This is a genomic window from Corallococcus terminator, assembly GCF_049194865.1.
In the GTDB taxonomy this organism is placed as follows: Bacteria; Myxococcota; Myxococcia; order Myxococcales; family Myxococcaceae; genus Myxococcus; species Myxococcus terminator_A.
Window position 1 is genome coordinate 45,050 of sequence record NZ_JBLZWL010000104.1, and the last position, 24,866, is coordinate 69,915.

General features: G+C 69.2%; 22 protein-coding genes. 11 read left to right on the top strand and 11 right to left on the bottom strand.

Annotation, left to right across the window (positions count from 1 at the left end; genetic code table 11):
- Positions 1 to 8: 8 nt before the first annotated feature.
- The 3 genes from ACN469_RS31055 to ACN469_RS31065 all read left to right on the top strand — a co-directional run bounded on the left by ACN469_RS31055 (position 9) and on the right by ACN469_RS31065 (position 4,292).
- Positions 9 to 1,436, top strand: coding sequence for an amidase (locus tag ACN469_RS31055; protein WP_498773745.1), 1,428 nt, complete (start codon positions 9 to 11; stop codon positions 1,434 to 1,436).
- A gap of 77 nt (positions 1,437 to 1,513) precedes the next feature.
- Positions 1,514 to 2,551: a 6-phosphofructokinase gene (locus tag ACN469_RS31060; RefSeq protein ID WP_163869018.1), complete on the top strand. Its 1,038-nt coding sequence runs from the start codon at positions 1,514 to 1,516 to the stop codon at positions 2,549 to 2,551.
- A gap of 100 nt (positions 2,552 to 2,651) precedes the next feature.
- On the top strand, positions 2,652 to 4,292 hold the full coding sequence (locus ACN469_RS31065; RefSeq protein WP_498773747.1) for a long-chain fatty acid--CoA ligase: 1,641 nt from the start codon (positions 2,652 to 2,654) through the stop codon (positions 4,290 to 4,292).
- A gap of 84 nt (positions 4,293 to 4,376) precedes the next feature.
- Here ACN469_RS31065 and ACN469_RS31070 read toward each other — a convergent pair whose 3' ends face one another.
- Both ACN469_RS31070 and ACN469_RS31075 read right to left on the bottom strand, forming a co-directional pair.
- Positions 4,377 to 6,413, bottom strand: coding sequence for a hypothetical protein (locus tag ACN469_RS31070; RefSeq protein ID WP_498773749.1), 2,037 nt, complete (start codon positions 6,411 to 6,413; stop codon positions 4,377 to 4,379).
- 220 nt (positions 6,414 to 6,633) lie between these two features.
- On the bottom strand, positions 6,634 to 6,987 hold the full coding sequence (locus tag ACN469_RS31075) for a hypothetical protein (RefSeq protein ID WP_498773751.1): 354 nt from the start codon (positions 6,985 to 6,987) through the stop codon (positions 6,634 to 6,636).
- A gap of 311 nt (positions 6,988 to 7,298) precedes the next feature.
- Between ACN469_RS31075 and ACN469_RS31080 the strand changes: the two genes are divergently transcribed.
- Both ACN469_RS31080 and ACN469_RS31085 read left to right on the top strand, forming a co-directional pair.
- Positions 7,299 to 7,835 carry an FHA domain-containing protein gene (locus tag ACN469_RS31080; RefSeq protein ID WP_498773753.1) on the top strand — a complete coding sequence of 179 codons (537 nt, stop codon included), beginning with the start codon at positions 7,299 to 7,301 and terminating at the stop codon, positions 7,833 to 7,835.
- 186 nt (positions 7,836 to 8,021) lie between these two features.
- Positions 8,022 to 9,233, top strand: coding sequence for a metallophosphoesterase (locus tag ACN469_RS31085; RefSeq protein ID WP_498773755.1), 1,212 nt, complete (start codon positions 8,022 to 8,024; stop codon positions 9,231 to 9,233).
- A 6-nt stretch (positions 9,234 to 9,239) separates the two neighbouring features.
- On the opposite strand, the gene ACN469_RS31090 is transcribed toward ACN469_RS31085, so the two are convergent.
- Genes ACN469_RS31090 through ACN469_RS31100 form a run of 3 tightly spaced genes read right to left on the bottom strand, consistent with a single transcriptional unit; the run spans position 9,240 to position 11,886 of the window.
- Positions 9,240 to 9,866 carry a class II aldolase/adducin family protein gene (locus ACN469_RS31090; protein WP_498774129.1) on the bottom strand — a complete coding sequence of 209 codons (627 nt, stop codon included), beginning with the start codon at positions 9,864 to 9,866 and terminating at the stop codon, positions 9,240 to 9,242.
- Positions 9,867 to 9,898: 32 nt separating this feature from the next.
- On the bottom strand, positions 9,899 to 11,005 hold the full coding sequence (gene mtnA, locus ACN469_RS31095; protein ID WP_498773757.1) for an S-methyl-5-thioribose-1-phosphate isomerase: 1,107 nt from the start codon (positions 11,003 to 11,005) through the stop codon (positions 9,899 to 9,901).
- Positions 11,002 to 11,886, bottom strand: a complete 885-nt coding sequence (locus ACN469_RS31100; protein ID WP_498773759.1) for an S-methyl-5'-thioadenosine phosphorylase — start codon at positions 11,884 to 11,886, stop codon at positions 11,002 to 11,004. Before ACN469_RS31100 ends, mtnA begins: the two co-directional genes overlap by 4 nt.
- Before the next feature lie 111 nt (positions 11,887 to 11,997).
- On the opposite strand from ACN469_RS31100, the gene ACN469_RS31105 reads away from it, so the two are divergent.
- The 4 genes from ACN469_RS31105 to ACN469_RS31120 all read left to right on the top strand — a co-directional run bounded on the left by ACN469_RS31105 (position 11,998) and on the right by ACN469_RS31120 (position 13,960).
- Positions 11,998 to 12,369, top strand: coding sequence for an ArsR/SmtB family transcription factor (locus tag ACN469_RS31105; RefSeq protein WP_498773761.1), 372 nt, complete (start codon positions 11,998 to 12,000; stop codon positions 12,367 to 12,369).
- Positions 12,366 to 12,848, top strand: coding sequence for an SRPBCC family protein (locus ACN469_RS31110; RefSeq protein ID WP_498773763.1), 483 nt, complete (start codon positions 12,366 to 12,368; stop codon positions 12,846 to 12,848). Before ACN469_RS31105 ends, ACN469_RS31110 begins: the two co-directional genes overlap by 4 nt.
- Positions 12,841 to 13,374: an SRPBCC family protein gene (locus ACN469_RS31115; RefSeq protein WP_498773765.1), complete on the top strand. Its 534-nt coding sequence runs from the start codon at positions 12,841 to 12,843 to the stop codon at positions 13,372 to 13,374. Before ACN469_RS31110 ends, ACN469_RS31115 begins: the two co-directional genes overlap by 8 nt.
- A gap of 145 nt (positions 13,375 to 13,519) precedes the next feature.
- Positions 13,520 to 13,960, top strand: a complete 441-nt coding sequence (locus ACN469_RS31120) for a CBS domain-containing protein (protein ID WP_498773767.1) — start codon at positions 13,520 to 13,522, stop codon at positions 13,958 to 13,960.
- Between the two features lie 45 nt (positions 13,961 to 14,005).
- Here ACN469_RS31120 and ACN469_RS31125 read toward each other — a convergent pair whose 3' ends face one another.
- The 6 genes from ACN469_RS31125 to ACN469_RS31150 all read right to left on the bottom strand — a co-directional run bounded on the left by ACN469_RS31125 (position 14,006) and on the right by ACN469_RS31150 (position 21,839).
- Positions 14,006 to 14,815, bottom strand: coding sequence for an alpha/beta hydrolase (locus tag ACN469_RS31125; protein WP_498773768.1), 810 nt, complete (start codon positions 14,813 to 14,815; stop codon positions 14,006 to 14,008).
- Positions 14,816 to 14,850: 35 nt separating this feature from the next.
- Complete coding sequence (locus ACN469_RS31130; protein WP_498773770.1) at positions 14,851 to 16,080, bottom strand: DUF1501 domain-containing protein; 1,230 nt, start codon at positions 16,078 to 16,080, stop codon at positions 14,851 to 14,853.
- A gap of 60 nt (positions 16,081 to 16,140) precedes the next feature.
- Positions 16,141 to 17,508, bottom strand: a complete 1,368-nt coding sequence (locus ACN469_RS31135) for a tetratricopeptide repeat protein (RefSeq protein ID WP_498773772.1) — start codon at positions 17,506 to 17,508, stop codon at positions 16,141 to 16,143.
- Between the two features lie 12 nt (positions 17,509 to 17,520).
- Entirely contained in the window at positions 17,521 to 18,183 is a 663-nt protein-coding gene (locus tag ACN469_RS31140; RefSeq protein ID WP_498773774.1) for a site-2 protease family protein, read from the bottom strand.
- A gap of 126 nt (positions 18,184 to 18,309) precedes the next feature.
- Positions 18,310 to 20,013 (bottom strand): RCC1 domain-containing protein, encoded by a 1,704-nt coding sequence (locus tag ACN469_RS31145; protein WP_498773776.1) that lies wholly within the window; start codon positions 20,011 to 20,013, stop codon positions 18,310 to 18,312.
- A gap of 200 nt (positions 20,014 to 20,213) precedes the next feature.
- Positions 20,214 to 21,839 carry a DUF1800 domain-containing protein gene (locus ACN469_RS31150; RefSeq protein ID WP_498773778.1) on the bottom strand — a complete coding sequence of 542 codons (1,626 nt, stop codon included), beginning with the start codon at positions 21,837 to 21,839 and terminating at the stop codon, positions 20,214 to 20,216.
- Positions 21,840 to 22,083: 244 nt separating this feature from the next.
- On the opposite strand from ACN469_RS31150, the gene ACN469_RS31155 reads away from it, so the two are divergent.
- A complete protein-coding gene (locus tag ACN469_RS31155; protein WP_498773780.1) occupies positions 22,084 to 23,946 on the top strand; it encodes a protein-arginine deiminase family protein in 1,863 nt (620 codons plus the stop codon).
- Positions 23,943 to 24,863, top strand: a complete 921-nt coding sequence (locus ACN469_RS31160; protein ID WP_498773782.1) for a hypothetical protein — start codon at positions 23,943 to 23,945, stop codon at positions 24,861 to 24,863. Before ACN469_RS31155 ends, ACN469_RS31160 begins: the two co-directional genes overlap by 4 nt.
- Positions 24,864 to 24,866 lie beyond the last annotated feature (3 nt).

Consider the following 24,866-nt stretch of genomic DNA (forward strand, 5'->3'; position numbering starts at 1 on the left):
GTCGACGGATGGACCCCTTCGTCAGCCTCGACGCCACCGCCCAGGCCGAGCTCGTCCGCAGCGGGGAAGTCACGCCCCTGGAGCTGGTGGACGCGGCCATCGCTCGCATCGAGCGCCACAACCCGAAGCTCAACGCCGTCGTGCACACGCAGTTCGACACGGCGCGCGCGCGGGCGAAGACGCCCCTGCCCCAAGGCCCCTTCACCGGCGTGCCCTTCCTGCTCAAGGACCTGCTCGCCGCGCAGGAGGGCTACCCGCTGCGCTTCGGCTCGCGCTTCACGAAGGACTTCAGACCGGAGCACGACAGCGAGCTCGTCAAGCGCCACCTGCGCGCGGGGCTCGTCATGCTGGGCACGACGAACACGCCGGAGCTGGGCCTGTTGCCGACGACGGAGGGCACGCTGCACGGCCCCTGTCGCAACCCGTGGGACGTGACGCGCTCACCAGGAGGCTCCAGCGGCGGAGCGGCGGCGGCGGTGGCCAGCGGCATGGTGCCCTTCGCGCACGCGTCGGACGGCGGCGGCTCCATCCGCATCCCCGCGTCGAGCTGCGGCCTGTTCGGCCTCAAGCCCAGCCGGGGCCGCAACCCCACGGGCCCGGAGCTGGCGGACGGCGTCCACTGGCTGGTGGGCGAGCATGCCCTCACCCGCACGGTGCGAGACAGCGCCACGCTGCTCGACGCCACCGAGGGCCCTGACGTGGGCGCACCCTATGCCGCCCCGCCGAAGACGCGGCCCTATCTGATGGAGGTCGGCGCGCCGCCCGGACGCCTGCGCATCGGCCTGACGCTGCGCAACGCCGTGGGCGCCCCCGTCCACTCGGAGTGCCTGGCCGCGGTCGCCGCCACCGCCCGACTGCTGGAGGGCCTGGGCCACTCCGTCATCGAAGGCAGCCTGCAGATACCGGGCGACGAGGAGCTGGGGCAGCACTTCATGACGGCCTGGGCCGCCAGCGTGGTGAACAGCATCGAGGGCCTGGGCCGGCGCATGCGCCGCACCCCGTCACCGGAGGACTTCGAGCCCTTCACCTGGGCGCTCTACCAGTTCGGCCTGAGCCAGGGCCTGTCGGCCTACCTGCACGCCCAGACCGAGGGCCTGCGCTTCGGCCGCGCCTTCGCCCGACGCTTCGCCGACGTGGACGTGTGGCTCCTGCCCACCGTCACCGAGCCGGCGCCCCTGCTCGGCTCGTTCGCCGCCCCGCCCGACGAGCCGCTCGGGCCGCTGTTCCGCGCGGCGGCCTTCACGCCCTACTGCCCCATGGCCAACATGGCGGGCAACCCGGCCATGAGCGTCCCCCTCCTCTGGAGCCCGGAGGGGCTGCCCGTGGGCGTCCAGTTCATCGCCCGCTACGGCGACGAGGCCACCCTCTTCCGACTGGCCTCGCAGCTGGAGTCGGCGCACCCCTGGACGCACCGGCGCCCCTCGGTGTTCGGCTAGGGGTCGCCACGTCCGTCGGAGAGCGCTCGGGCAAACTTCGCGAGCACGCGTGCCGCCGGGCGCGATACAACCTCCCCATGAAAGTCGCCGTGCTCACCGGCGGGGGTGACTGCCCCGGCCTCAACGCCGTCATCCGCGCCATCGTCCGCCGCGCCAACGCCCACGGTTTCGAGATGATGGGCCTTCGAGACGGCTGGAAGGGCCTGCTCGAGGACAACCACTTCCGCCTCACGCGGGAGACGACCTCCGGCATCCTCCACCGGGGCGGCACCATCCTCGGCACCTCGCGCGTCAACCCCTTCAAGGTCGAGAACGGGCTGGAGAAGGTCAAGCGCGCCATTGAACGCAATGGCATCCACGCCGTCATCGCCATCGGCGGCGAGGGCACGCTGTCCGCCGCCACGCGCATGTCACAAGAGGGGCTGCGCATCGTCGGCGTGCCGAAGACCATCGACAACGACCTCAACGGCACGGACTTCACCTTCGGCTTCGACACCGCCGTGTCGATTGCGACGGAGGCCGTGGACCGGCTGCACTCCACCGCCGAGTCCCACAAGCGCGTCATCGTGTGCGAGGTCATGGGCCGACACGTGGGCTGGATTGCCACCTACGCGGGCATCGCCGGCGGCGCGGACGTCATCCTCGTCCCGGAGATTCCGGCCGACCTGGAGCGCGTGGCCGAGCACATCCAGCGTCGCCACGCGGGCGGGCGCACCTTCTCCATCGTCGTCGTCGCCGAGGGCACGCGCATCAAGCTGGCGGCGGACCAGAACGAGCAGCTCGTCACCAGCGGCTCGCTGGACGAAGCAGGCCGGCCGCGCCTGGGCGGCGTGGGCAACATCGTCGCGCACGAAATCGAGCGGAGAACCGGCTTCGAGACGCGCGTGTCCGTGCTGGGCCACATCCAGCGCGGCGGCGCACCCACCGCGCATGACCGCGTGCTCGCCACCCGCTACGGCGTCCACGCCTGCGACATGGTGGCCCGAGGCGAGTTCGGGATGATGGCCGCGCTCAAGGGCAACGAAATCATCAGCGTGGACCTGTCCGCCGCGACGAAGGAACTCAAGAAGGTGCCCAAGGAGTTCTTCGAGGTCGCCCAGGTCTTCTTCGGCTGACGCAGTGCGATAGCAAACGAGCCGCGGGACGCGGGACGCTGCTCGTGTGCGCATCCGGTAGCATCGGTGGCCTACCCCTCGCCGTGAAGGGACGGTGCCGATGCTTCCTGGACGCATGATGGACTTCCCGCTCACCCTGACGCACTTCATGGAGCGCGCGCGGACGTACTTCCCGCGCTCGGAAATCGTCAGCCGCAATCCGGACAAGACGACGCACCGCTATACCTATGCGGACTTCCACCGGCGCACGTGTCAGTTGATGAACGCGCTGACGCGGCTGGGAGTGAAGGCGGGCGACCGGGTGGCGACGCTGAGCTGGAACCACTACCGGCACCTGGAGGCGTACTTCGGCATTCCGGCGATGGGCGCGGTGGTGCACACGCTGAACCTGCGTCTGCACCCGAATGATTTGGCCTACATCGCGCGGCACGCGGAGGACACGGTGGTGCTGGTGGACCGCTCGCTGTTGCCGCTGTTCGAGAAGTTCGCGGCGCAGGTGCCGAGCATCCGCCACGTCATCGTCATTCCGGACGCGGGGCCGGCGCCGGAGGGGATGCTGGACTACGAGCAACTGCTCGCGAAGGAGTCGGTGGACTTCGACTTCCCGAAGCTGGATGAGAACAGCGCGGCGATGCTCTGCTACACGTCGGGGACGACGGGCAACCCGAAGGGTGTGTTGTTCAGTCACCGCTCCATCGTGTTGCACACGCTGGTGTGTTGCATGAAGGATTTGACGGGCATTGGCGAGGCGGACTCGGTGCTGCCGGTGGTGCCCATGTTCCACGCGGCGGCGTGGGGCCTGCCATTCGACGCGCTGCTCACGGGGGCGCGAATGGTGATGCCGGGGCCGCACCTGGACCCGCCGTCGCTGTTGGAGTTGATGGCGACGGAGAAGGTGACGGTGGCGGGCGGGGTGCCGACCATCTGGCTGGGGATTCTCGCGCTGTTGGACCAGGAGCCGAAGAAGTGGGACCTGAGCGCGATGCGCACCATGTTGATTGGTGGCTCGGCGGCGCCTCCGGCGATGATTGACGGCTTCCGGCAGCGGCACGGGCTGGAGGTGACGCACGCCTGGGGCATGACGGAGATGAACCCGGTGGGCACCATGGCGAAGGTGAAGCAGGAGCTTCGCCACGCGGACGCGAAGACGCAGCTCGCGGCGCAGGGCTCGCAGGGCTTCGCGCTGCCCTTCGTCGAGACGCGAGTGATGAGCGAGGAGGGCAAGGCATTGCCGTGGGACGGCTCGACGATGGGCGAGCTGGAGGTGCGCGGGCCGTGGGTGGCGGGCTCGTACTACGGCGGTGAGGGACAGGACCGCTTCACGGCGGACGGCTGGTTCAAGACGGGTGACGTCGTGACGCTGGACGCGGATGGGTATGTCCGCATCTGTGACCGGAGCAAGGACGTCATCAAGTCGGGCGGCGAGTGGATTTCATCGGTGGCGCTGGAGAACGCGCTGATGAGCCACCCGGCGGTGCTGGAGGCGGCGGTGTTCGCAGGGCGGCACGCGCGCTGGGATGAGCGCCCGCTGGCGGCGGTGGTGCTGAAGCCGGGGCAGACGGCGACGAAGGAGGAGCTGGCCGAGCACCTGGCGAAGCAGTTCGCCAGGTTCTGGCTGCCAGACGACTACCTCTTCATCGCGCAGATTCCGCGCACGTCCACCGGCAAGTTCCTCAAGACGAAGCTGCGCGAGGACTACGGCGACCACCTGCTCAAGAACGCGCCCAGCGTCGCGGGGTGAGTCCGCGGGGCATCCGGGCCCGCCGCCCTCGCGGTGAGGCGGTGGGTCCGGGCCCGTGGTGCTCCGCGAACGTGAAAGTACGGCTTACAAGTTGCCGCCGAGGCAGATGCCGCCGCAGGTGGTCTCCACCTTGCCATCCGGTCGCAGGAAGAGGTCCACCTGCTCGCGGCCCTTCACGTTGCGCCGCACACCCTCGTGCACCGGGTTGTCCTGCGCCGGCAGGTCCGCCACCGTGCCCGGCAACGGCGCCGGCAGCCCGAAGTCGAACTGCACCAGCGCCGCGCCATCGATGGCGCCCTCGAACACCGGCAGCTCCGGCACCCGCCACGTCGCGGGGAGCTGCTGCGTCAGGCCCATCGCCCGGGCGTGAAGCTCCGTGGCCACGTTGGGCACCTGCGCATCTCCCAGCCCGTACTGCACCAGCACCCGACGCGACGCCGGTCCACCGGTGTACGGCGCCGTCAGCACGTGCGGCGCGTAGGTAATCGGGTCGATGCGGTCGAAGCTCGTCTGCGTCAGCGCCGCGAACTTCTGCTGGTCCAACGCGTCCGGCACCGCCGACGCAATCGCCTGGAGGAACATCGCGAACGGCTTCGCTCGGAACATCATCAGCGAGAAGTCCGCCCCACCCACGCTGAACACCGCCCGCGAGATGTGCGGCGACAACGCCACGTACGTCCCACCCAGGATGTGACCCTGGCTGATGCCGTAGAAGTACGTCTGGTCCGGGTCGTACACGAGCACCCCGTCGTCCTTCAGCTCCACCACGTCCTTCAACGTGGTCCGCGCCGCATAGGTGACCGCCATCTGGTTCACCATGCCCTGGTGCACGCGGTCGGTGAAGCGCAGCGTCTGCGAGGGCTGCTGCGACATCGCGCCAATCACCCCCGGCGCATCCGCCTGCGACATGCCCCACCAGTCCACCGTCATCACCACCATCTTCGTCGCCTGAACGAAGGGCCGGACGAACGACCCGTCCGACTCCCCCTGGCTGCCGAAGAAGCCGTGCCCATACTGGAGGAACCGCACCGGCGCCACCGACTGTCCCCAGACACTCCGAGGAATCTGGAGCGTGAAGGGCACCTCGGCCTCGCCATTGCGCTTCACCCGGCCCTGCTCGTCACGCGCCAGCAGCGCCCCCGCCTGCACCGTCTCCGTGAAGAGCGGCACCCGCAGCGTCCCCTTGATGCGGCGGTAGATGTTCGCGTCCACCTCGTCCTTCACCTCCGTCACCGTCACGGCGGGCGGCGTGGCCTCCAGCGCCGCCATCGCGAGCCGACGCACATCCAGCATGTCCCGGGTGACGTTCTCCTCCGTCTCCGTGGTGAAGTCCCACGCGAGCTGCAACTCCGAGCGCGCCACACCCGCGGCCTCCAACGCCGGGAAGATGTCCGCCTCGTACCGCTGCGCCAGCGGCGCCAGCAGCGGGTCCCCGGCCGTCTGCCCATCCCGGATGCGGCGGAAACCCTCCGGCACGGGCACCGCTGTCCCATCCTTTGCCTTCAGCCCCCGCAGCGCGACGATGTAGCGCGCCCCACCACGCAGCCGCGCCACCGGCCGCAATAGCAGCGCCCGGTGCGCGTCATCCGGCGCGCGTGGATCCAACTCCGCGAAGTGAGGCACTCCCGTGCGCGCCTCCGCGTCCAGCACCACCGTGGGCCCCGTGGTCGCCGCCGTGGGCTGCATCACCGACGGGAGGCCCGTCGCATCCACGCCTCCCGGAAAGAGCGCGAGCATCTGCGTCCCATGCGAATAGCCATCCGCCGGGTGCAGGTCCGTGAAGTCGAAGGGCGTCCCATCCTTCATCTTCAACTTCGCCGCCGTCGTCAGCTTCACGCGGTGGCCCGACGGCAGCGCCGCATCCTCTTGCAGGAAGTAGTTCGACGGGTACGGCAACAGGCAGTCATGCTCCGAGGCCAGCGGGTTGCAGCCCTCCGGCACCTCCAGCGCCGGCAACTGCGACCCTGAATCCGGTGTCCCCGAGTCGGGCGCGCCTCCGCCATCGGGCTGCTCCTGCCCGGCGTCCGGCGACGCGTCATCCTCCGAATCCGAGCACGCGGGCATCGCCAGCAACGACAACGCCAGCACCCACGCGCCGCGCTTCTTCATTCGCTCCCACATGGTTCGAGGACTCCTCGTGCGAACACAGATGTTTGTGTCACGAGGATGTAACCGGAGACGTCATCCGCGCAAAGCCTTGTCTCACGACGCAGCGCACCACGCACAGCCACGACACGCCCTGCGTGCGAGGCCCCGCGCATGGCTGTCCAATGTCGCACATCCGCGTCTTTCAACAGCGTCAGCCCGGACTTCGGGCTGACGCTGTCTATCCACGGATGTTTCAGATTCCGCAGATATCTTCCGCCAGCGAGATGCACGCCGCGATGAACTGCGCGGTGGTGCAGCCGCCGTTCTGGGTGCAGACGATGTCGCCGGTGCCCGGCTCGCTACACCACTGGAGCGTCACCCAGCACGCGGCCTCGGTGACGGTGCGGTCTCCGTCGAGGGACTGCGCGCTCAGGTTGCTCTCTCCCGAGGCATCCCGCACCGTCACGGGCGTGCCATCGCTTCGCGTGGCCTCGTAGCGCGGGCCCAGCTCTCCGGAGACGGCCTCGGGCGAAGACGTCTCGGGTCCACATCCCGTGAACAGTCCGACAGCAAGCCCCGCGACCACCATGAGTGACAGCGCTTTCATATGACTCTCCTGGGTGATGGGACTCACCGACCTGAGCCCCACTCCCCATATGCAATGATTGTCTTTTTGCCTCTATCGTTGATTGCCACTATCTGAAATGTTTTCAGGCTCGTTTCGAGTTTGGGATTACAGTCCGCCGCAATCACTGCGCATGGATTGAGCCCCGGAACGCCCGACGTGAAACCTTCCGCCCATCCTGGGCCCATGCGGCTCCCTGTGCTCGCATGGGAGCGTCAGCTGGTGGACGACAGCCAGGAGCGCGCGGACGTCACGAGCGTCCGCCGGCGGCTCCGGGTTAAGTTGCGGCCACCATGCCGTCCGTGAAGCAACTTCGCCCGTTCGCCCTGGCAACCCTGGAAGCCTTCCTCGACGCTTCAGGGCCCGTGGTCCTCGTCCAGCAACCGCCCGAGCCCGTCTTCCAGCAGGTGGCGATGCGGCTGGGTGAGGCGCGCACCGTGGGCATGGCCCATCGCAGCCGACTGGTGGACCGCCTCTTCGTCATGCTCCGCGGCTTCGATGCGCTGGAGGTCCACTTCCTGCGCCCCGCCATGGATGGCCACGAGCTCACCGTAGGGAGAATCGAGGGCTGCTCGCTGCTCGTCCCGGACCCGTCGGTCTCCAAGCACCACGCCACGCTCAAGTGGCACGCGTCACGCGGGGATTGCTCCGTGAAGGACGTGGGCTCGATGAACGGGACGTGGGTCAACGCCGCGTCGCTCACCCCGGAGCAGGAGGTCCTCCTCACGGATGGAGACGCGCTGGGTTTCGGCGATGCCCAGTTCCTCTACCTGCGCACGGAGACGCTGCACGCGCACCTGCGCATGGCCAGCCCCGGCGCTCGGGGCTGATTCGCCGCTGGGACGGGAATGCCGCGTCGGGCTCCCGCGTAGGGTGGACGGCCCGGCGCACCGCCGCTCCTGGCCCAAGCCCGGCTCGCCCGAGGACCCGTCCTCTCCTACATTGAGCCACTTCGTGCGGCGAGGCCGACAGGTCGCCGCTATGACTCGGGCTCTCGAGCGCGTGGGAGTGTGTGGATGGTCAGGCCGTTGCTTCTCCTCTTGGTCTATGTGGGCGCCTGGGCCGTGCTGCGGGCGCTCTGGCCCGACCTGGTGCGTGGGTGGCGACGGTGGGTGCTGCTGGGCGGCTCGCTGGGCTCGCTCGCCGTGTGGCTGGTCCCCCTGCTGGTGGGCCCCCACGTCGAGCTTCCCGCCGTGCTCCGAATCATCACCGTGGGGTGGTCCGTCGCCGCCATCATCGTCCTGCTCGCCGGCTTCCCCATCGCCCTGCTGCGCAAGTGGGTGGACCGGAAGGGCGCGGCGCTCGCGCCCTCCGTCCCGCTCGACTCCGACGTGATTGCCCCCATCACCCCGCCCCCGGCCCTGGGTGGGATGAGCCGCCGCTCCCTGCTGACCAACGCGGGGCGCGCGGTGCCGCTGTTCGCGGCGGGAACGAGCACGGTGGGCATCGCGGGCGGCTCCACGGGCTTCACCGTGAAGTCGGTGGAGGTGCGCCTGCCCGGGCTGCCTCCCGCGCTGGAGGGGTTCCGCATCGGGCAAATCACCGACGTGCACGTCGGCACCTTCATCGACACCCAGTACCTGAAGGACACCGTGGCCGCGATGAACGAGGCCAAGGTCGACCTCCAGGTGATGACCGGGGACCTCATCGACGACCTGGACCAACTCGACGGCACCATGGCGGCGCTGGAGTCGTGCAACGCCCCCCACGGCATGCTGGCGGTGCTCGGCAACCACGAGCACTGGCGCGGCCTCGACGAGGTCGTCCAGGCCTACGACAAGTCCCAGGCGCGCGGCGGTCCGGTGCGGCTGCTGGTGGACTCCTCACACGTCATCGAGCACGGCGGTCAGCGGGTGCGCATCGTCGGCGTGGACTACCCCATGTCCGGCCGGAGCCACCGCGTGAAGGCCGAGCGCATGCGCCAGTCCGCCGAGAAGGCCTTCCAGGACACCGGCTCCGACGAAGTCGTCCTCTGCCTCTCCCACCATCCGGACTTCTTCGACCACGCCGCGGCGCGCGGCGCGCGGCTCACCCTCGCCGGCCACACCCACGGCGGTCAGGTGGCGTTCTTCGGCGTCCCCGCGTTCTGGTTCGCCTTCCAGTACATGCTCGGCCGCTACCGGCGCGGAGACCATCAGCTCTATGTCTCCGGCGGCACCGGCCACTGGCTGCCCTTCCGCCTGGGCGTCCCGCCCGAGGTGACGGTGCTCACGCTGCGCGCGGCGTAGGCCTTCTCAGGACTTCACGGGCGGCGACTGCTGCCCGTACGTCTTGAACTTCTCCAGCACCCGCGCCATCTCCGCGTCGTCGAGCAGCACGGGCTCGCCCACCTGGAGCGCTCGCCAGTACATGGCCGCGAGCGTCTCCACCTCCACCGCCAGCTTGAAGGCCCCGGCCAGAGTGCTCCCCATCGCGAGCATGCCGTGGTTCGCCATCAAGCACGCCTTGCGACCCTCCAGCGCCTCCAGCACATGACGCGCCAGCGCATCGGTGCCGAACGTCGCATAGGCCGCGCACCGCACGTCCACGCCTCCCGCCGCGCAGACCATGTAGTGGAAGGCGGGGATGCCCCGGCGCAGACACGCCAGCGTGGTGCAGAACATGGAGTGCGCATGCAGCACCGCGCCCACCTCCGGGCGCGCGACGAGGATGTCCCGGTGGAGCTGCCACTCGGACGACGGCCGACAGCGCCCCTCGTGGCTCCCGTCCAGGCGCATGAGCACGATGTCCTCCGGCGCCAGCGCGTCGTAGTCCATGCCGGTGGGCGTCAGCAGGAAGCCCTCCTCCACGCGCAGGCTCAGGTTGCCGGACGTCCCCTGGTTGAGCCCTGACGCGTTCATCTTCCGGCAGGTGGCAATCATCGCCTCGCGCGAGGCGCGGTCATCCCGGCCGCTCACGCCACACCCCTCGCGCGCTCCGGGAAGAGCGAGCGCAGGCCCTCCTCGGTGGCGGGACACACGCCCCGCTCGGTGACGAGCGCCGTCACCAGCCGCGCCGGAGTCACATCGAACGCATAGTTGGCGGAAGCACTGCCCTCCGGCGTCACCCGCACCGTGGCCACTTCACCCGAGGCCAGCCGCCCGGTGACGTCGCTCAGCTCCCGGCCGTCGCGCTGCTCAATCGGAATCTCCCGCACGCCGTCCCGCAGGCTCCAGTCGATGGTGGGCGAGGGCAGCGCCACGTAGAAGGGCACGCCGTTGTCCTTCGCCGCCAGCGCCTTCAGGTAGGTGCCAATCTTGTTCGCCACGTCGCCGTGTGACGTGGTGCGGTCCGTGCCGACGAGACACAGGTCCACCTGCCCGTGCTGCATCAAGTGGCCTCCCACGTTGTCGGCGATGACGGTGTGGGGGACACCGTGCTGGCCCAGCTCCCAGGCCGTCAGCCCCGCGCCCTGGTTTCGCGGACGCGTCTCGTCCACCCAGACATGCACGGGCAGGCCCGCGTCGTGCGCCAGGTAGATGGGCGACAGCGCCGTGCCCCAGTCCACCGTCGCCAGCCACCCCGCGTTGCAGTGCGTGAGCACGTCCAGCCGTCCCTTGCGCCCCTTCCGCTCCCAGGCGGCCTCCAGCAGCTTCAGGCCGTGCCCGCCCATGGCGTGGTTGATGGCCACGTCCTCGTCGCACAGCTCGGCCGCGCGCTGCTTCGCGGCGTCCTCGCGCTCGGCGACGGGCAGCGGCTCCAGCAGCCGGCGCATCTCCTCCAGCGCCCAGTGCAGGTTGACGGCGGTGGGACGCGTCGCGCCCAGGATTGCAATAGCCCGGCTCAGCGCCGCGTCAGACGCGTCCTCGCGCAGCGCCAGCCAGACGCCATACGCGGCGGTGGCGCCGATGAGCGGAGCGCCTCGCACCCGCATCTCCCGGATGGCGTGCGCGGCCTCCTCCAGCGTGACGAGCCGCGCGGTGACGAAGGCATGGGGAAGGCGCGTCTGGTCGATGATGCCCACCGCCTGCCCGTCGGGCTCCAGCCAGATGGAGCGCGTGGGCTTGCCCTGGACCTTCATCGGCTCAGCACCCGGCCCGCCACGGCGGACAGCTTCTGTACGAGCGTGGAGTCCCGAGCCTCGGGCGCGGTGATGAGCGCGTGGTCCAGGGCCCGCTGGCACCCCTGGCGACAGGGGCCCTCGTGCCCGCCGAGCAGCGGCGCCACCTGCTTCACCAGCCCTCGCGCCTTGCCCGCGTTGCCCAGCAGCACGGACACCACCTGGTCCACGGTGACGGCGTCATGGTCCGGATGCCAGCAGTCGAAGTCCGTCACCATGGCCACCGTCGCGTAACAGAGCTCCGCTTCCCGGGCGAGCTTCGCCTCCGGCATGTTCGTCATGCCGATGACGTCACAGCCCCACGTCCGGTACAGCCTGCTCTCCGCGAGCGAGGAGAACTGCGGCCCCTCCATCGCCAGATAGGTGCCGCCCCGCCGCGCGGCCACGCCCAGCGTCTCGCACGCGGACATCACCGCGTCCCCCAGTCGCGAGCACACCGGCTTCGCCATGGACACGTGCGCGACGAGCCCCGTGCCGAAGAAGCTCTTCTCCCGCGCAAAGGTCCGGTCGATGAACTGGTCCACCACCACGAAGACGCCCGGCGGCAGGTCCTCGCGCAGGCTGCCCACCGCGGAAAGCGACAGCAGGTCCGTCACCCCGCTGCGCTTGAGCGCGTCGACGTTCGCCCGGAAGTTGATGTCGCTCGGGGCGATTCGGTGACCCCGGCCATGGCGAGGCAGGAAGACGACGCGCTGGCCCTCCAGCGTGCCGAAGCACAGCTCGTCGGACGGCTCGCCAAAGGGCGACGACACCTTCTTCCAGGTGACGTCCTTCAGACCGTCAATCTGGTACAGGCCGCTGCCACCGATGATGCCGATGACGGGTGCTGAGGCATGGGACATGGGCGCGTCTCCCGGTAACGAAAGGCGCGCCAAGCGTACCAGCCTCCCCGCGCCACGGAGGCCCCAGCTTCGCCGGTTGACAGTCCCGAACACGGGCCTATATTCAACCTCATGGTTGAACAACACGCCACCCAGCTGGACAACACCTTCCATGCGCTGTCGGACCCGACACGGCGGGCGATGTTGCGCAGCCTGTCCTCGCACGAGCGCAGCGTGGGCGAGCTGGCTGCTCCCTTCCAGATGTCCCTTGCCGCCGCGTCCAAGCACATCAAGGTGCTGGAGCGCGCGGGGCTGGTACGCCGTGAGGTGAAGGGCCGCACGCACGTGTGCCGACTGGACGCGAAGCCCTTGTCGGACGTTCGCGACTGGCTCCACTACTACGAGCGCTTCTGGAGCGAGAGCCTGGACGCCCTGGAGGCGCTCCTCCGAGAAGCCACACCCTCCCCTGCTCCCTCCTCCCGCAAGAAAGGGCGCGCCCGATGAGCGCCGACACCCACATCCAGGTCCAGCTCGTCCGCCACTTCGACACACCCGTCGAGCGCGTCTTCGACGCCTGGGTCGACGCGAAGGTCCTGGGCCAGTGGATGTTTGGCCCGCGCGTCCGTGAGGAGCAGGTCCTCCACCTCCAGGTCGACGCCCGCGTGGGCGGCACGTTCTCCTTCCTCGTGCGCCGAGGAGAGACGGACATCGACCACATCGGCACGTACCTGGAGGTCGACCGCCCACGTCGCCTCGTCTTCACCTGGGCCATCCGCGAGGACGTCATGGCGGAGGAGGACATCAGCCGAGTGAGCCTGGACTTCCGTCCCCAGGGCACCGGCTGCGAGCTGACGCTGACCCACGTCATGTCCTCCAAGTGGGCCGAGTACGCCGACCGCACGCAGGCGGGCTGGACCACCATGCTCGCCGCCCTCACCCGCGCGCTCGCCGCGCCCGACACCCAGGAGTCGAAGCATGGCTGAGTACGGAGTCGTCACCGAGCCGCAGACGGTGCGCATGGAGCGCGTGCTGCCCGGGCCCATCGAGCGCGTCTGGGAGTTCCTCACGGACCCGGAGAAGCGAGGCAAGTGGCTGGCCGCCGGAGAGCTGGAGCCGCGCGAGGGAGGCCGTGTCGAGCTGCGCTTCCTCCACTCCACGCTCTCCCACGAGCCCCTCCCCAAGCGCTACGAGGCCATGTGCAACGGCCACCGGAACCTCGGCCGTGTCACCCGCTACGAGCCACCGTACGCGCTGAGCTACACCTGGGCCGAGCAGTCAGGCGCTCCCTCCGAGGTGACCTTCGAGCTGAGCGAGCGCGGCACCGAGGTGCTGCTCGTCCTGACGCACCGCCGGCTCGCGACACGCGCCGACCGGGTCAGCGTCGCCAGCGGCTGGGACACACACCTGGGCATCCTCGACGACCAGCTCTCCGGCCGCGAGCCTCGGGGCTTCTGGTCCACGCACGCTCGACTCGAAGCGGAGTACGAGCAGCGGCTTCCGCACGACTGAGCCCTTCGCTCCGTCGCTGGCCAGTCCTCGAACCACGCCCCCGCATCCCGGGCCGACCGAACAGCGGACGCCTGGGATGCACCCTGTCGTCTTCCACGACGAGGCTCACCTTCCCAGGGAGAGTCACACGCCCCGGGAGGACACCATGAACGTCGAAGAAGTCATGTCCGAGAACCCCGTCACCTGCCTGCCGGACACCGGCATCGAGCAGGCCGCGCGGTGGATGGTGGAGTGCGACTGCGGGGCCCTGCCCATCATCGATGTGGATAACAGGCCCATCGGCGTCATCACCGACCGGGACATCACCTGTCGCATCATCGCCAAGGGGAAGGACCCCTACATGCTCAACGTGAGCGATGCGATGTCCACCCCCGCGGCCACCGTGTTTCGCGACACCAGCCTGGAGGATTGCCTGGAGTTGATGGAGCAGAACCAGGTCCGTCGCATGGTGGTGCTCGACAACGACAGCACCGTCTGCGGCATGGTGGCGCAGGCGGATCTGGTGAAGCAGCTCGGCGCGGAGGAGACCGCGGAGCTGATGCGGGAGATGTCCGTCGATACGGAGTCACCCTCGCAGGTCCACTGACGACACACCTCGGGGCGCGGATGACCTTCGCGCCCTGAGGGCCGCTCAGCTTCCGCCCAGCGCGAACACGGCCATGCGGCGCACGCGCTCGAGCCCTGACTGCTCCAGCACATCGTTGTGGCCCGCCCCAGCCACCGTCTCCACGGTGGCGTGAGGGAAGCGCGTGCCCAGCCTGCGCCCCATCTCCACCGGGATGAGCGTGTCCTGCTCTCCATGGATGATGAGCACCGGCAGGGTGATGTCCGGCGCCTTCGACGTGGTGTCGAAGCGGTCCCTCATCAACAGGGACACGGGGAGGAACGGAAACGCCCGCGCCGCCACCTCTGGGATGGAGGTGTAGGGCGCCACCAGCATGATGCGCGAGCCATGTCCCCGGCGCGCCATCTCCACCGCGACGCCCGTGCCCAGGCTGCGACCACTGAGCACGGTGCGCTCGGGCGTCACGCCCTGCCCTCGCAGCATCGCCAGCGCCGCCTCGGCCGCCTCGTAGATGCCCTGCTCCGAGGGCTGTCCGGGCGAGGCGCCATAACCCGGGTACTCGACGGCCAGGAAGCCCAGCCCGTTCTGGTTCATCACCGTGCCCAGGTCGTGCTGGTCCAGCAACTGCTCGCCGTTGCCATGGAAGTGCACCACCGTCGGCGCGCCTGGAGGCCCGGGGAGCTGGAGCACGTCCACGTACGCCTCACCCGGCAGTGGCAGGCGCCGGAAGCCGAGCTCGGCTGGCAGCGGCACGGGGGCCTTCGGTGCCGGGTAGAGCATTGGGCGCTGGAGCGTGAAGGCCGCGACACACAGGACCAGGTACACCACAGCGAAGACGGAGAGGACGATGAGGAGCACGCGACGTGGCCGGACCATGAGAGTCCCTCCAGTCTGCCCCATCCTGGCCCGCGCTACGCGAAGAGGCCCAGCGACGGGCCCGGAGTGAAGCCGGGGAACACCCGGGTCAGGTCCACGCCAGGGCGACAGGAGCGCAGCGCCTCGGCCAGCGGCGCGCGCACGTCCGTCCACGCGGGCACGTCCCGGCCGTCCTGGAGCCGGTCCGGGGTGAGCGACTCGAAGCGCCCGTAGACCCGGCCGCCCTTCACCATGCCGCCGAGCACCAGCATCGCGCTGCCCACGCCGTGGTCCGTCCCGCGACTGCCGTTCTCCCGCACCGTGCGGCCGAACTCCGTCAGCACCACCACCGTCACCCGCTCCAAGAGCGGCCCCACGTCCCGCGCGAAGGCGGACAGCGCGCCCGCCAGCTCCGCGCACCGGTTGGCGAAGGTGCCCGTGGCCGCGCCCTGCGCCGCGTGCGTGTCCCAGCCGCCCATCTCCGTCGCCGCCACTTCCAGGCCCACGTCGCCCCGGATGAGCCGCGCGATGTCACCCAGCCGCTGGCCCAGCTGGCCGCGCGGATACTCCACGCCCGACGTGGGAGGCAGCCGCGCCAGTTGCTCCTCATTCAACTGGGAGAGCGCATCGAAGGCGCCCTGGCCCGTGGTGCGCAGCGCCTCGTCCACCGCGCCCGCGTAGAGCGCCGCGAAGCCGCGCGTCGCCTCGGCGCCCCGCTTGCCCGCGCGGAGACGGAACTCCTCCAGCCGGCCCATCGCCAGCGCGCCCGCGTCACCGAACAGCGCGCGAGGCAGCGTGGCTTGCAGGGCCACGGCCCGCAGCGGCGCGGCGGACTCCTCTGCGATGAGGGCGCGGTTGAGCCACCCGTCCGGCGTCGACTTGCGGCCCGGCGTCCCCGACTCCACGAAGTCCTGCGCGTCGAAGTGCGAGCGCACGGGCGTAGGCAGTCCGACTCCGTGCAGCACCGCCAGGTGGCCCTCGCTCCACAGCGGCAGCAAGGGCTCCAGCCGGGGATGCAGGCCGAAGGGTCCCGACAGCTTCAACGCGGCGCCCTCTCCCGTCGCGCGCAGCGCCAGCGTGGGCCTCGCGCGGTGATAGGCCGCGTCCTCCACGGGAGGCACCAGGGAGAGGCCATCCACGCCTCCGCGCAGGAACACCGTCACCAGGGTGCCGCGCGCGGCGGGTGCGGCGAGTGCTCGACTGGAGAGCACCGGAGCGAAGGCCAGCCCCACACCGGAGAGACCCAGGGCGCGCAGCAAGAGGCGTCGGGACAGCGGCAAGCTCATGGTTTCGAGTGGCACCAGCGACCCAACACCGGACCCCGACGGAAGTTACGAACCTCGGTCTCAAAAATACTCTGGATGCTCGGCCGCCAGAGTGTCTTCCCACGCGTTGACGTCCTTCAACAGTCGATGCTCCGGGGCGAGCTTCCGGACCGCCTCCCAGCACAGCCAGGCATCCCACGTCGCGTATTCGCTCAAGTAGATGTCACCCAGGTCCTTGTAGGCCCCCGCGAGGAACGGGTTGACCTCGAGCGCGACGAGCAGCAGTTCGCGCGCCTCCGCATCCTCCCGGAGCGCGCGGTGGGTGGCGGCCTGGAACGTATTGAGGACATGCGCCCGGTTTCCCGCGGACTTCCTCAGCTCGACGTAGGTGGAGACCACGGCCCGGGCCTCCGCCTCGTTGCGAGGAGGCTGCGTCAGGGCCTCCCGCAGCCGCTGCACGTGCACATCGGTCTCCTGCTGCAAGAGGGACCCGAGCTCCGGCAGCGACACATCCGCCTCCAGGGTCAGCTCCAGCAACGTGAGCGCCCCTTCGAGCCTGCGACCGACGCGGAGGGATTGCTGCGCCTCCGCCATCCGTCGCGTCACCACCTCCTCGGTGTCGGGCACCTCTCCCAGGAGCACGCGCTCGATGGAGGCGTTGACGGGCCTGTCCTCGTTGGAGCGCAGCACCCGACAATGGCCCTCGAGAGGAAGCGCGGCATCGGGCACGACGTCGACGGTGTGGACGCGCAGCGAGACTTCATGTCCCTGGGACTCGAACGGCTGCCTCGCGAAGTAGTGGAGGTCGCGAGGGATGCGGTTGCCCGAGGCCAGCCGCTCCAGGATGAGCGGGTGGCCCAGGTAGTGGTAGCGCAGGAACCGGACGAACTGTCGGACCTGCTCTGGCTCGGCATCCATCCCCTCGTCCGAGAACGAGAACAGGCGGCGTCCCGCGGCGGTGGCGAACACGGTGTGCCCCTGCTCGGACGCGACCGCGATATCGCTCCGCTTCGACCCGCCCGTGACGGACCGGAAGAAGCCACGGAGCCCGCCGCTTCGAGGGGCCTCGGTATCAATCGTCCGCCCTCGCGACTTGTCGAGCACCGAGAGGTGGTGCTCCACCATGACGGGCTCGAATTCCGACGTGTCGCCCTTCCCGGCCGCGATGACGGACCGCCCCAGCTCGCGGTTGGCCAGCTCCATGTGACGAAAGCCCACGGTCGCGAACAGCGACTCCTCCCGGTACGTCCGCACGGCCTCGTCGAGCACGATGCGACGGCGGCGAGCGAAATCCAGGAGGACGTCCGTCCCGATGGTTTCGCGATAGCGAAGCCAGTCCTTCTCCAGCCGGACCTGCATCGTCCGGTTGTGGGCGGGGACGGACTCTTCGCCTGTCGGCCCCGCTCTTCCGCCGGACTCGGTGATGCGCAGCCGCAAGTCGAGCGCCATGTCCCCTCGTGACTAGAGAATGGCCCTGACGAAGAGGGACGCCACCCACACGGCCCAGAGGAGCGAGATGGCGAGCAGGACGGCGGCGACCGGACGCACCCACGTCGGAGTCGGCGACTTGTCACGCCAGGGCAGGAGCATCAGGTAGCCGCCCGCCAGTGAGGGAATGGGGAGCAGGTTCAGGGACGCCATCCGCGCGCTCATGATGCCCCACGCCCGCACCAGCTCTCCCTCGCGCAGCAACCCGACGAAGCGCTCCACGCGGCCTGGCAGCGCGGCGAGGTTGAACACGGCGGGGAAGCCCTCGGTGAACTGATGGAAGCCCTCCGCGGGGCCCAGGCACGCCATGGCGACGCCAATCTGCACGTACCAGGGGACCGCCAGGGCCAGGGCATGCAGCGGTGGTGGGAGCGCGAGCAGCCGACTCTTGAGCGGCTCCGTCGAACCTTCCTCGGCTTCAGGCACGAACGACGCGGAGCTGCCCAGGGTGATGGGGTGCAGGCTCCAGCCGATGCCCGCCATGCGCCACGCCACCAGCTGGGGCCCGTACCCGATTCGCACCGCGAGCGGTCGCGCCCCGAAGGCACTCGCCACCACCGCCTGCGCCAGCGCCCACATCACGTTGACCGCGAGGAACAGCACCCACAGCCAGAAGAAGAGGGCGACTCTGTCCATGGCTGGAACTCTAACCTCATTCACGAGGAGTTCGCGCCCTGGGTCGGTCCGGACGAGAGCCCTCATCAAGGCCCCAGCCGCCTCGGTCAGGTGGCTGGGTGCGAGGAGCGCTGATTCACGCGTCCATCAACGCAAGGACGAGAGAATCGGAGTGAGGTGGTGGTTGCCTTCCGTTCCGTTGCCAGCCTGTCCGGCCACGTTGGCGCCCCAGGTCCAGACAACACCATCAGCACGCATGGCCAGGGAATGGTCGAATCCCGCCTTCACCGCCACCCCGCGCTCGAAGCCGGACACCTGCACCGGTGAGAGCCGCGTCATGACCGTGCCATCCCCCAGTTGCCCCTTGTCGTTGAACCCCCAGGCCCAGACCGTGCCATCCGCCTTGAGCGCGAGCGAATGGCGCGTTCCCGCTGACATGGCGACGACGTTGACGAGGCCTGGAATCATGGCGGCTGTATTGCGGTGGATCGTCGTGCCATCACCGAGCTGGCCGTTGGTGTTATGTCCCCAGGCCCAGAGCGTGCCGTCTGACTTGAGTGCGAGCGAGTGACCGTCCCCAGCCGAAATGGAGATGACGCCGCTCAATCCCGTCGTCTGCACGGGGAGATTGCGCTGTGTCGTCGTGCCATCACCCAGCTGGCCCGCTCCATTCCCTCCCCAAGTCCAGACGGTGCCGTCGGACCGCAAGGCCATGCTGTGCGAACCTCCCGCCGAAACCGAGATGAGCCCCGTGAGGGTCGTCGCCAGGACCGGGACGCTCGTGGAGTCCTCCGTTCCAGTCGCAAGCTTCCCATAGTAACCATTCCCCCAAGCCCAGACGGTTCCATCTCCTCTCAGCGCAAGTGAGTGAAAGGGACCGGCCGAGACAACTCGGACATTGGTGAGGTTCTGCACCTGCGTGGGGGTGTAGTGGGCAGAGGAGATGGTTCCGATGCCCAATTGGCCAAAGAAGTTGTTGCCCCATCCCCAGACCGTGCCGTCGGAACGCAGCCCCATGACGCTCAGGTACGAGGTCGACACCGCCTTCATGCAACTCAATACCGACACCTTCAGCGGATTCTGCGCGGTGTGGTCCTGAGGGTAGTCGTCTCCCAGGCTTCCATATCCACTGAAGCCCGCGCCCCAGATACTGGCATCGGTTCGCACCGACAACGAAGTCTCATCCCCCGCGGCCAGCAAATCCTGGGGAGAGAAGACATCTGACTGGGTCTGGGGGAAGACCGCGCCCAGGCCTCCACAGTCGGTCATGAGCCGGAACGTGGATGAGAATCCGGAGTATTGCCCGAAGTCGACATCACTGACCTGGAACGTGTGTGAGACCTCGTATCGATTGACGACCAAGCCCGTCCAGGTATCCGTATAGCTGTTGAGAAAGGTGACGCTCACCGGAGCCGTCGTGTAGGCGCTGTTCGTCCCGCATCCAGGGGCCTGGGTGAGCCGGGTCCGCGCATAGGAATTACTCGAGCCTGGCAGCAGTGCGATATCGGCCGGGACAGCGTGCCACCAGGATACGCGGACGTTGCGAACGCCGTTGCTCCCCGTGACGGTGTAGCCCCGGTAGGAAAGATTGGAAGCATCGGCGTAGTCGAACTCACATCCCGGATAGTCCACATGTGCCCTCACCGTGCGACGGGTGCTCGCATTGGCGCTCAGGTGGTGTTCGATGCCCCGTGCATCCACATAGCCGCTGTCCACCGGAAGGTCGCGAGGGTGTCGCTCCAGCACGGCCTCGGTGGCGGTTCCTTCCTGGAGGTTCGCGACGTCTTCGTCGAGCCCCTCGACCTGACAGCCCATCAGCGCCACCACCATCGACATCACGGCGACACGCAAGGGACCACGTGAATCCAGACACCACGCAAGCGGCGCGGAGGATGGACTTCCGGCGCCCCGTCTCAGCTGAAACGTCTTCACAAGGGAGCTCCTGACTCGATTGGGGCCGGGCAATCAATACGCCACCCGGGCCAGTGCCGAAAATTACGGCAATACAGGCAAACCGATCAAGCCAGCGTCAGGTTCCTGACGAGAGCTGCCTATTGCCGCTGGAACTCCGGCGAGCCGAGCAACAAGCCGGCAACGAGCTGCACGTCCACCGGGCTCGGTTCTCCTTCGGCGCTGGCGGCCTCGGTGCGTCTGGACAGCGCCGCGAGCACCGTGGCGCGTGTCTCCTCCGAGGGCGCCGTCCCCAACAGCGCGCGCCCCAGCGTGTCCACCCAGGCCTCCGCGGTAGGCGTCGACGGCGTGGCGAGTGACGCCAGTGACACGCGCGCACCCGGCAGTCGCCCCGACACCAAATCCAGACTGAAGTTGAGCCGAGCCACCAGCGCGCCACTGTTCACCCACGGCGCCGCCACCTCCGGAAACCCCGTGGGTGCGGGCGCGCGGTAGGGCGGCTCACCCATCCTCGCCAGCGCCTGCACCAACCTGGGACGCACCTCCACCTGCGCTCCCGTCGCGCGCAGCGCCGACACGACGAACTCGAACGGCGTCTTCACCTTCGCCCCGCGCGCCTCGGGTGCCCAGAACTCCGGCGAGTCGATGAGCGCGCGATACATCGTGGGCAAGTCCCCGTCCGAGTCGAGGAACACCTTCGCCAACCGCTCCACCAGCGCGGGCGGCGGCGTGTCCGAGACGAAGCGTCGCGCCAGCTTCGTCGCGAGGTGTCGCGCGGTCGCCGGGTGGCGCGCGAGCAGGTCCAACACCTTCTCTCCATCCTCCACGCCACCTCGCGCGGGAATCACCTGCCCGAGGACCTGCTTGGCCTCCACGTCATGCGCCCGCCGCCGGAAGACGAACTCTGGCTCGTGGCGCGGGCGCCGGATGCTCCACCCCGTGAAGCTGCGCGCGACCTCTCGCACGTCCTGCTGCGAATAGCCTCCGTCCACGCCGAGCGTGTGCAACTCCAGCAGCTCGCGCGCGTAGTTCTCGTTGAGGCCCGGCTTCGGCTCGGACGCAGCGGGCTCGTCGTCGCCGTCCTCCTCCATCATCATCGGCTCCACACCGCGCTTCGCCAGCCGCTGGCCGGGCCGAGGCATCCCGTCGCGAGTGCTCCTCCAGTTGTCCAGATAGAAGAGCATCGCCGGGTGGCGCGCCGTCGCCCCGAGCAAATCCCTGAAGCGTCCGAGGACATGCGGGCGGATGGCGTCACGCTCGTAGGACGTCACCATCCACCGCACCGCGCCTTTGTCCGCGGACACGTTGAAGTGGTTGAACCAGAAGTCCACCAGCACCTCTTCGAGCGGATTGGGCCCCTCCACCGCCCGGAGCACCTTGGCGGCGGACAGCTCCAGTCCGATGCGCGCGGGCCGCATCAGCTCGCGGCCATCCAGCAGCGCCTGCTCCCGCTCCTTCTTGCCGGGGTACTCGCTGACGAGCTGGGCCATCGACATCGTCAGGGTGGGCAACTCCTGGAGCTTCGCCGCCAGCTCCGGAGACACCGGGGCGTCCTTCCGCGCGAGCCGCGCCTCCACCCACCCCCGCACGCCCAGCCGGCGGACCTCCGCCACATCCCGCTCCGACGGACCGAAGGCCCACCGCTGGAGCAGGTGCACCTCCGCGCCCGGACCGAAGTCCGGCGGCGCCTCACCACGAACAGGGTGGGGACTGCTCGCACATGAGAGCAGCACCACCACCAGGGAACAGAGGGACACGAGGCGCATGACGGGAACTGAAACCCACGGAGGCATCCGAAGTTACGGCGCGTTCAACCCCGCTCGTCTGCCCTCCCCAGGGGCCGCCTCGACGAAAGCACACACGATGTCAACCATCACTTGCCGCGCGAGGGCCGCCCCTGGACGCACCATTCGTCGCTTGAACCTGGGGCCAGGATGCCATTCGTATGCATGCAAACGATGGATGGGTGCTCCCCGGCACCTGGCCGGTCAGCCATCGCCCCGGACCTTCATGAGCCCTCCACCCGATGTGCGCGTACCGCCGAGAGCGGCCCTGGGCGTGCTGCTCTCGCTGATGCTGGTCAGCGGCTGCGACGCCTTTGACTGGGACAACGACACGAGCGGCACCTCGGACCGACTCACCGCGCCCTTCGAGCCGCATGTGAACCTGCTCGCGGACGTGAATCGCGACGGCGCGATAAGCGCGGCGGACGAGGCGGACGAAGAGGCGTGGACCGCCGACCGGGGCGCCATCTTCCTGGCCAACATCGACGACGACCAGAAGCGGTGTGCCTTCAGCATGTCTCCCTCCGCCATGAGCGATGACGCGCTGGAGGCCTGCAACGACGCGGCGGACGCGGAGGTCAACGGAGACGAGGACCTGTGGGACCTGGCGCGGCTGCGCGTGGAGCGCTGGTCGGAGGCGCCGGACTACGCGGTGGGCAGCATCTCCGTGGGAGGGCCCGCGGGCGAGAAGGTGCGCCTGTTCAAGCAGCTCGGCGACGAGTTCTTCGCGTTCCGCATCCCCAACATCCTGCCCCTGTCCGCGAGGGACTTGAGGGAGGGGGTGAACCTCGCCATCGAAGCGAAGGACATCGTGAGGGACCCGGAGGTGTGGGACGGGTACGCGGACGTGGTGCTGACCATCTACCACGTGGACCGGCCCGGAGAGCGCTTCCAGGACACCGTGCGCCTGCGTGTCGCGCCGGTGGTGATGTTCCATCACCTGACGCCCGTGCGGAACGTCTACGTGTCTCGGCTGGCTGACGAGGACTCGTCGCGCTTCCGGCAGGAGCTGGGCGGAGCGCTCGCGGAGTCGGGTGAGCCGACGGCCTTCTCCGAGTTCGCGGTGGAGGACCTGTGGGCGCAGGACTATTTCGAGCCCGCGTACATGTCGATGCCCAAGCTGGGAGGGCGCGGAAGCCAGCACGTCATCCAGGTCAACTACCGCGCGGCCAACGTGAACTGGAACTCGTCGCGGGTTCCGCTCCGCGAGGCGGGGCGCATCGTCTACTGGCTCCGAGGCAGGGACCAGGCGGCGGTGCAGCAATACCAGACGGGCCTGTCCGCCGAATCCCAGACGCTCAACTCCCTGGGCAACACGGAGGTCATTCCTCCCTATGAGAAGGACGGCGTGAAGTATCCCCTGGGGCGCCTGCTGCGCGGCCGTGGCCCCAGCTCCGAGCCCGACTTCCAGCCCGACCCCAGCTTCACGAAGATGTTGGACGCGCAGGGTGTCCAGCCGGTGGTGTACGTGGACACGTCCTGGCTCGCGGTGGCGCACGTGGACGAGACCCTCAGCTTCCTGCCCGCGAACACGCCTCGCGGTTGGATTGCGCTGGTGGCCGACCCCGCCCAGGCGCGGCGCATGTTGATGAAGGCCCACGAGGAGGGACACGGCGAGGCCAAGCTCTTCGAGGGCAGGCGCTGGCTGTACGACCGCCCCGCGGAGGTGACGGTGTCGGCGCTGCTGGACCACGCCGGGGTGATGGACACCAGCGCGCGGGCGGCGCTCGAAATCGACGAGCAACTGCGCATCCTGCGCGCGGAGACAGGCCTCACCGACGAGGAGATTGTCCGCGTGCCCTTCCTGTTCCAGAGCGCGCCGAACGGCGCCACGGCGCTGCAACCCGGGACGGTGAACCTCCTGTCGGTGTCGCCCTCGCTGGTCGTCGCGCCGGACCCGCATGGGCTCGTCATCGACGGGAAGGACCTCTTCAAGGTCCAGCTCGAGGAGGCCCTGGCCCCGCACGGCATCCGCGTGCACTGGACGGACACCTGGGACCTCTACCACGTGGGCGGCGGCGAGATTCACTGCGCGACGAACAGCGCGCGCGACGTGCCTTCAGCGAAGTGGTGGGAGAGCGGACGATGATTCGCGCACTGAGCTGGAGCCTGGGAGCCGCGCTGCTGCTGACGCTGTTCACTCCATCCGCCCACGCGCAGACCGGCACCGACGATGGGCTGGGCGCGCTCCGGGAGGAGGTGGCGCGCGCGCACAAGGAGACCCCCGAGGCCTTCGCGCGCCTGGAGGCGGTCATCCCGCAGGTGACGGTCCTGGACGCGAGGAAGCGAGGCACGCTCGCCGCCGCCGCCGCGCTGTTCCGAGACCTGGGCCCGCAGGCGCTTTGGCCCATGGTGGAGCGGCTCGCCTTCGACGACGCGGGGCAGGCGCCGCAGCCCGTGCGCGACTCGGCGAAGATGGCCCTCCAGGTGGGCATGGTGGAGGCCACGGGTGACTTGAGGGACGCGCGGCTCTTGCCGCTGTGGAAGAGCCTGCTGGAAGGCTCCGAGACTCGGCGTCCAGCGCGGCGCGCGGCGGCGACGGCCCTGGCGAAGCTGGAGTCCCCGGAGGCCGCGGCGCTGCTCATCGTCCTGTCCCGCCAGGAGGGCCCGCGCGGAGAGACGGTGCGCGAGGCCATGGGCCGGTGTCGCAGGTTGGTGATGGCGCAGGCGTTGGCGGAGGCCCTCGCGCTCAATCCGCCGCCCTCGGAGACGCGTCGGCTCGCCGTGGCGCTGGGCGACGTCGGCTCCTTCTGGGCGTGGAAGACCTCGCAGGCGAAGTCTCGCGCGGAGGAAGGCGCCGTGCGCCGCGTGGCCGCCGAGGCCCTCGTCAACTCCTGGGTGAACCACACCGGCGACGTCCAGCAGGCCATCACCCAGGCCCTGTTGCGCGTGGATGCACCGGAGACGCCGTCACTCATCCAGGCGATGCGGACCCGGACGACGGAGCCGCGCCGCGCCGCGCTGGAGGATTTGGAGCAGCGGATGCTGCACAACCCGCTGCGCTGAGCG

Coding starts and splice junctions, on each gene's coding strand:
- ACN469_RS31055 (WP_498773745.1), top strand. CDS start 9: ATGGACCCCTTCGTCAGCCTCGACGCCACCGCCCAGGCCGAGCTCGTC.
- ACN469_RS31060 (WP_163869018.1), top strand. CDS start 1,514: ATGAAAGTCGCCGTGCTCACCGGCGGGGGTGACTGCCCCGGCCTCAAC.
- ACN469_RS31065 (WP_498773747.1), top strand. CDS start 2,652: ATGCTTCCTGGACGCATGATGGACTTCCCGCTCACCCTGACGCACTTC.
- ACN469_RS31070 (WP_498773749.1), bottom strand. CDS start 6,413: ATGTGGGAGCGAATGAAGAAGCGCGGCGCGTGGGTGCTGGCGTTGTCG.
- ACN469_RS31075 (WP_498773751.1), bottom strand. CDS start 6,987: ATGAAAGCGCTGTCACTCATGGTGGTCGCGGGGCTTGCTGTCGGACTG.
- ACN469_RS31080 (WP_498773753.1), top strand. CDS start 7,299: ATGCCGTCCGTGAAGCAACTTCGCCCGTTCGCCCTGGCAACCCTGGAA.
- ACN469_RS31085 (WP_498773755.1), top strand. CDS start 8,022: ATGGTCAGGCCGTTGCTTCTCCTCTTGGTCTATGTGGGCGCCTGGGCC.
- ACN469_RS31090 (WP_498774129.1), bottom strand. CDS start 9,866: ATGATTGCCACCTGCCGGAAGATGAACGCGTCAGGGCTCAACCAGGGG.
- mtnA (WP_498773757.1), bottom strand. CDS start 11,005: ATGAAGGTCCAGGGCAAGCCCACGCGCTCCATCTGGCTGGAGCCCGAC.
- ACN469_RS31100 (WP_498773759.1), bottom strand. CDS start 11,886: ATGTCCCATGCCTCAGCACCCGTCATCGGCATCATCGGTGGCAGCGGC.
- ACN469_RS31105 (WP_498773761.1), top strand. CDS start 11,998: ATGGTTGAACAACACGCCACCCAGCTGGACAACACCTTCCATGCGCTG.
- ACN469_RS31110 (WP_498773763.1), top strand. CDS start 12,366: ATGAGCGCCGACACCCACATCCAGGTCCAGCTCGTCCGCCACTTCGAC.
- ACN469_RS31115 (WP_498773765.1), top strand. CDS start 12,841: ATGGCTGAGTACGGAGTCGTCACCGAGCCGCAGACGGTGCGCATGGAG.
- ACN469_RS31120 (WP_498773767.1), top strand. CDS start 13,520: ATGAACGTCGAAGAAGTCATGTCCGAGAACCCCGTCACCTGCCTGCCG.
- ACN469_RS31125 (WP_498773768.1), bottom strand. CDS start 14,815: ATGGTCCGGCCACGTCGCGTGCTCCTCATCGTCCTCTCCGTCTTCGCT.
- ACN469_RS31130 (WP_498773770.1), bottom strand. CDS start 16,080: ATGAGCTTGCCGCTGTCCCGACGCCTCTTGCTGCGCGCCCTGGGTCTC.
- ACN469_RS31135 (WP_498773772.1), bottom strand. CDS start 17,508: ATGGCGCTCGACTTGCGGCTGCGCATCACCGAGTCCGGCGGAAGAGCG.
- ACN469_RS31140 (WP_498773774.1), bottom strand. CDS start 18,183: ATGGACAGAGTCGCCCTCTTCTTCTGGCTGTGGGTGCTGTTCCTCGCG.
- ACN469_RS31150 (WP_498773778.1), bottom strand. CDS start 21,839: ATGCGCCTCGTGTCCCTCTGTTCCCTGGTGGTGGTGCTGCTCTCATGT.
- ACN469_RS31155 (WP_498773780.1), top strand. CDS start 22,084: ATGAGCCCTCCACCCGATGTGCGCGTACCGCCGAGAGCGGCCCTGGGC.
- ACN469_RS31160 (WP_498773782.1), top strand. CDS start 23,943: ATGATTCGCGCACTGAGCTGGAGCCTGGGAGCCGCGCTGCTGCTGACG.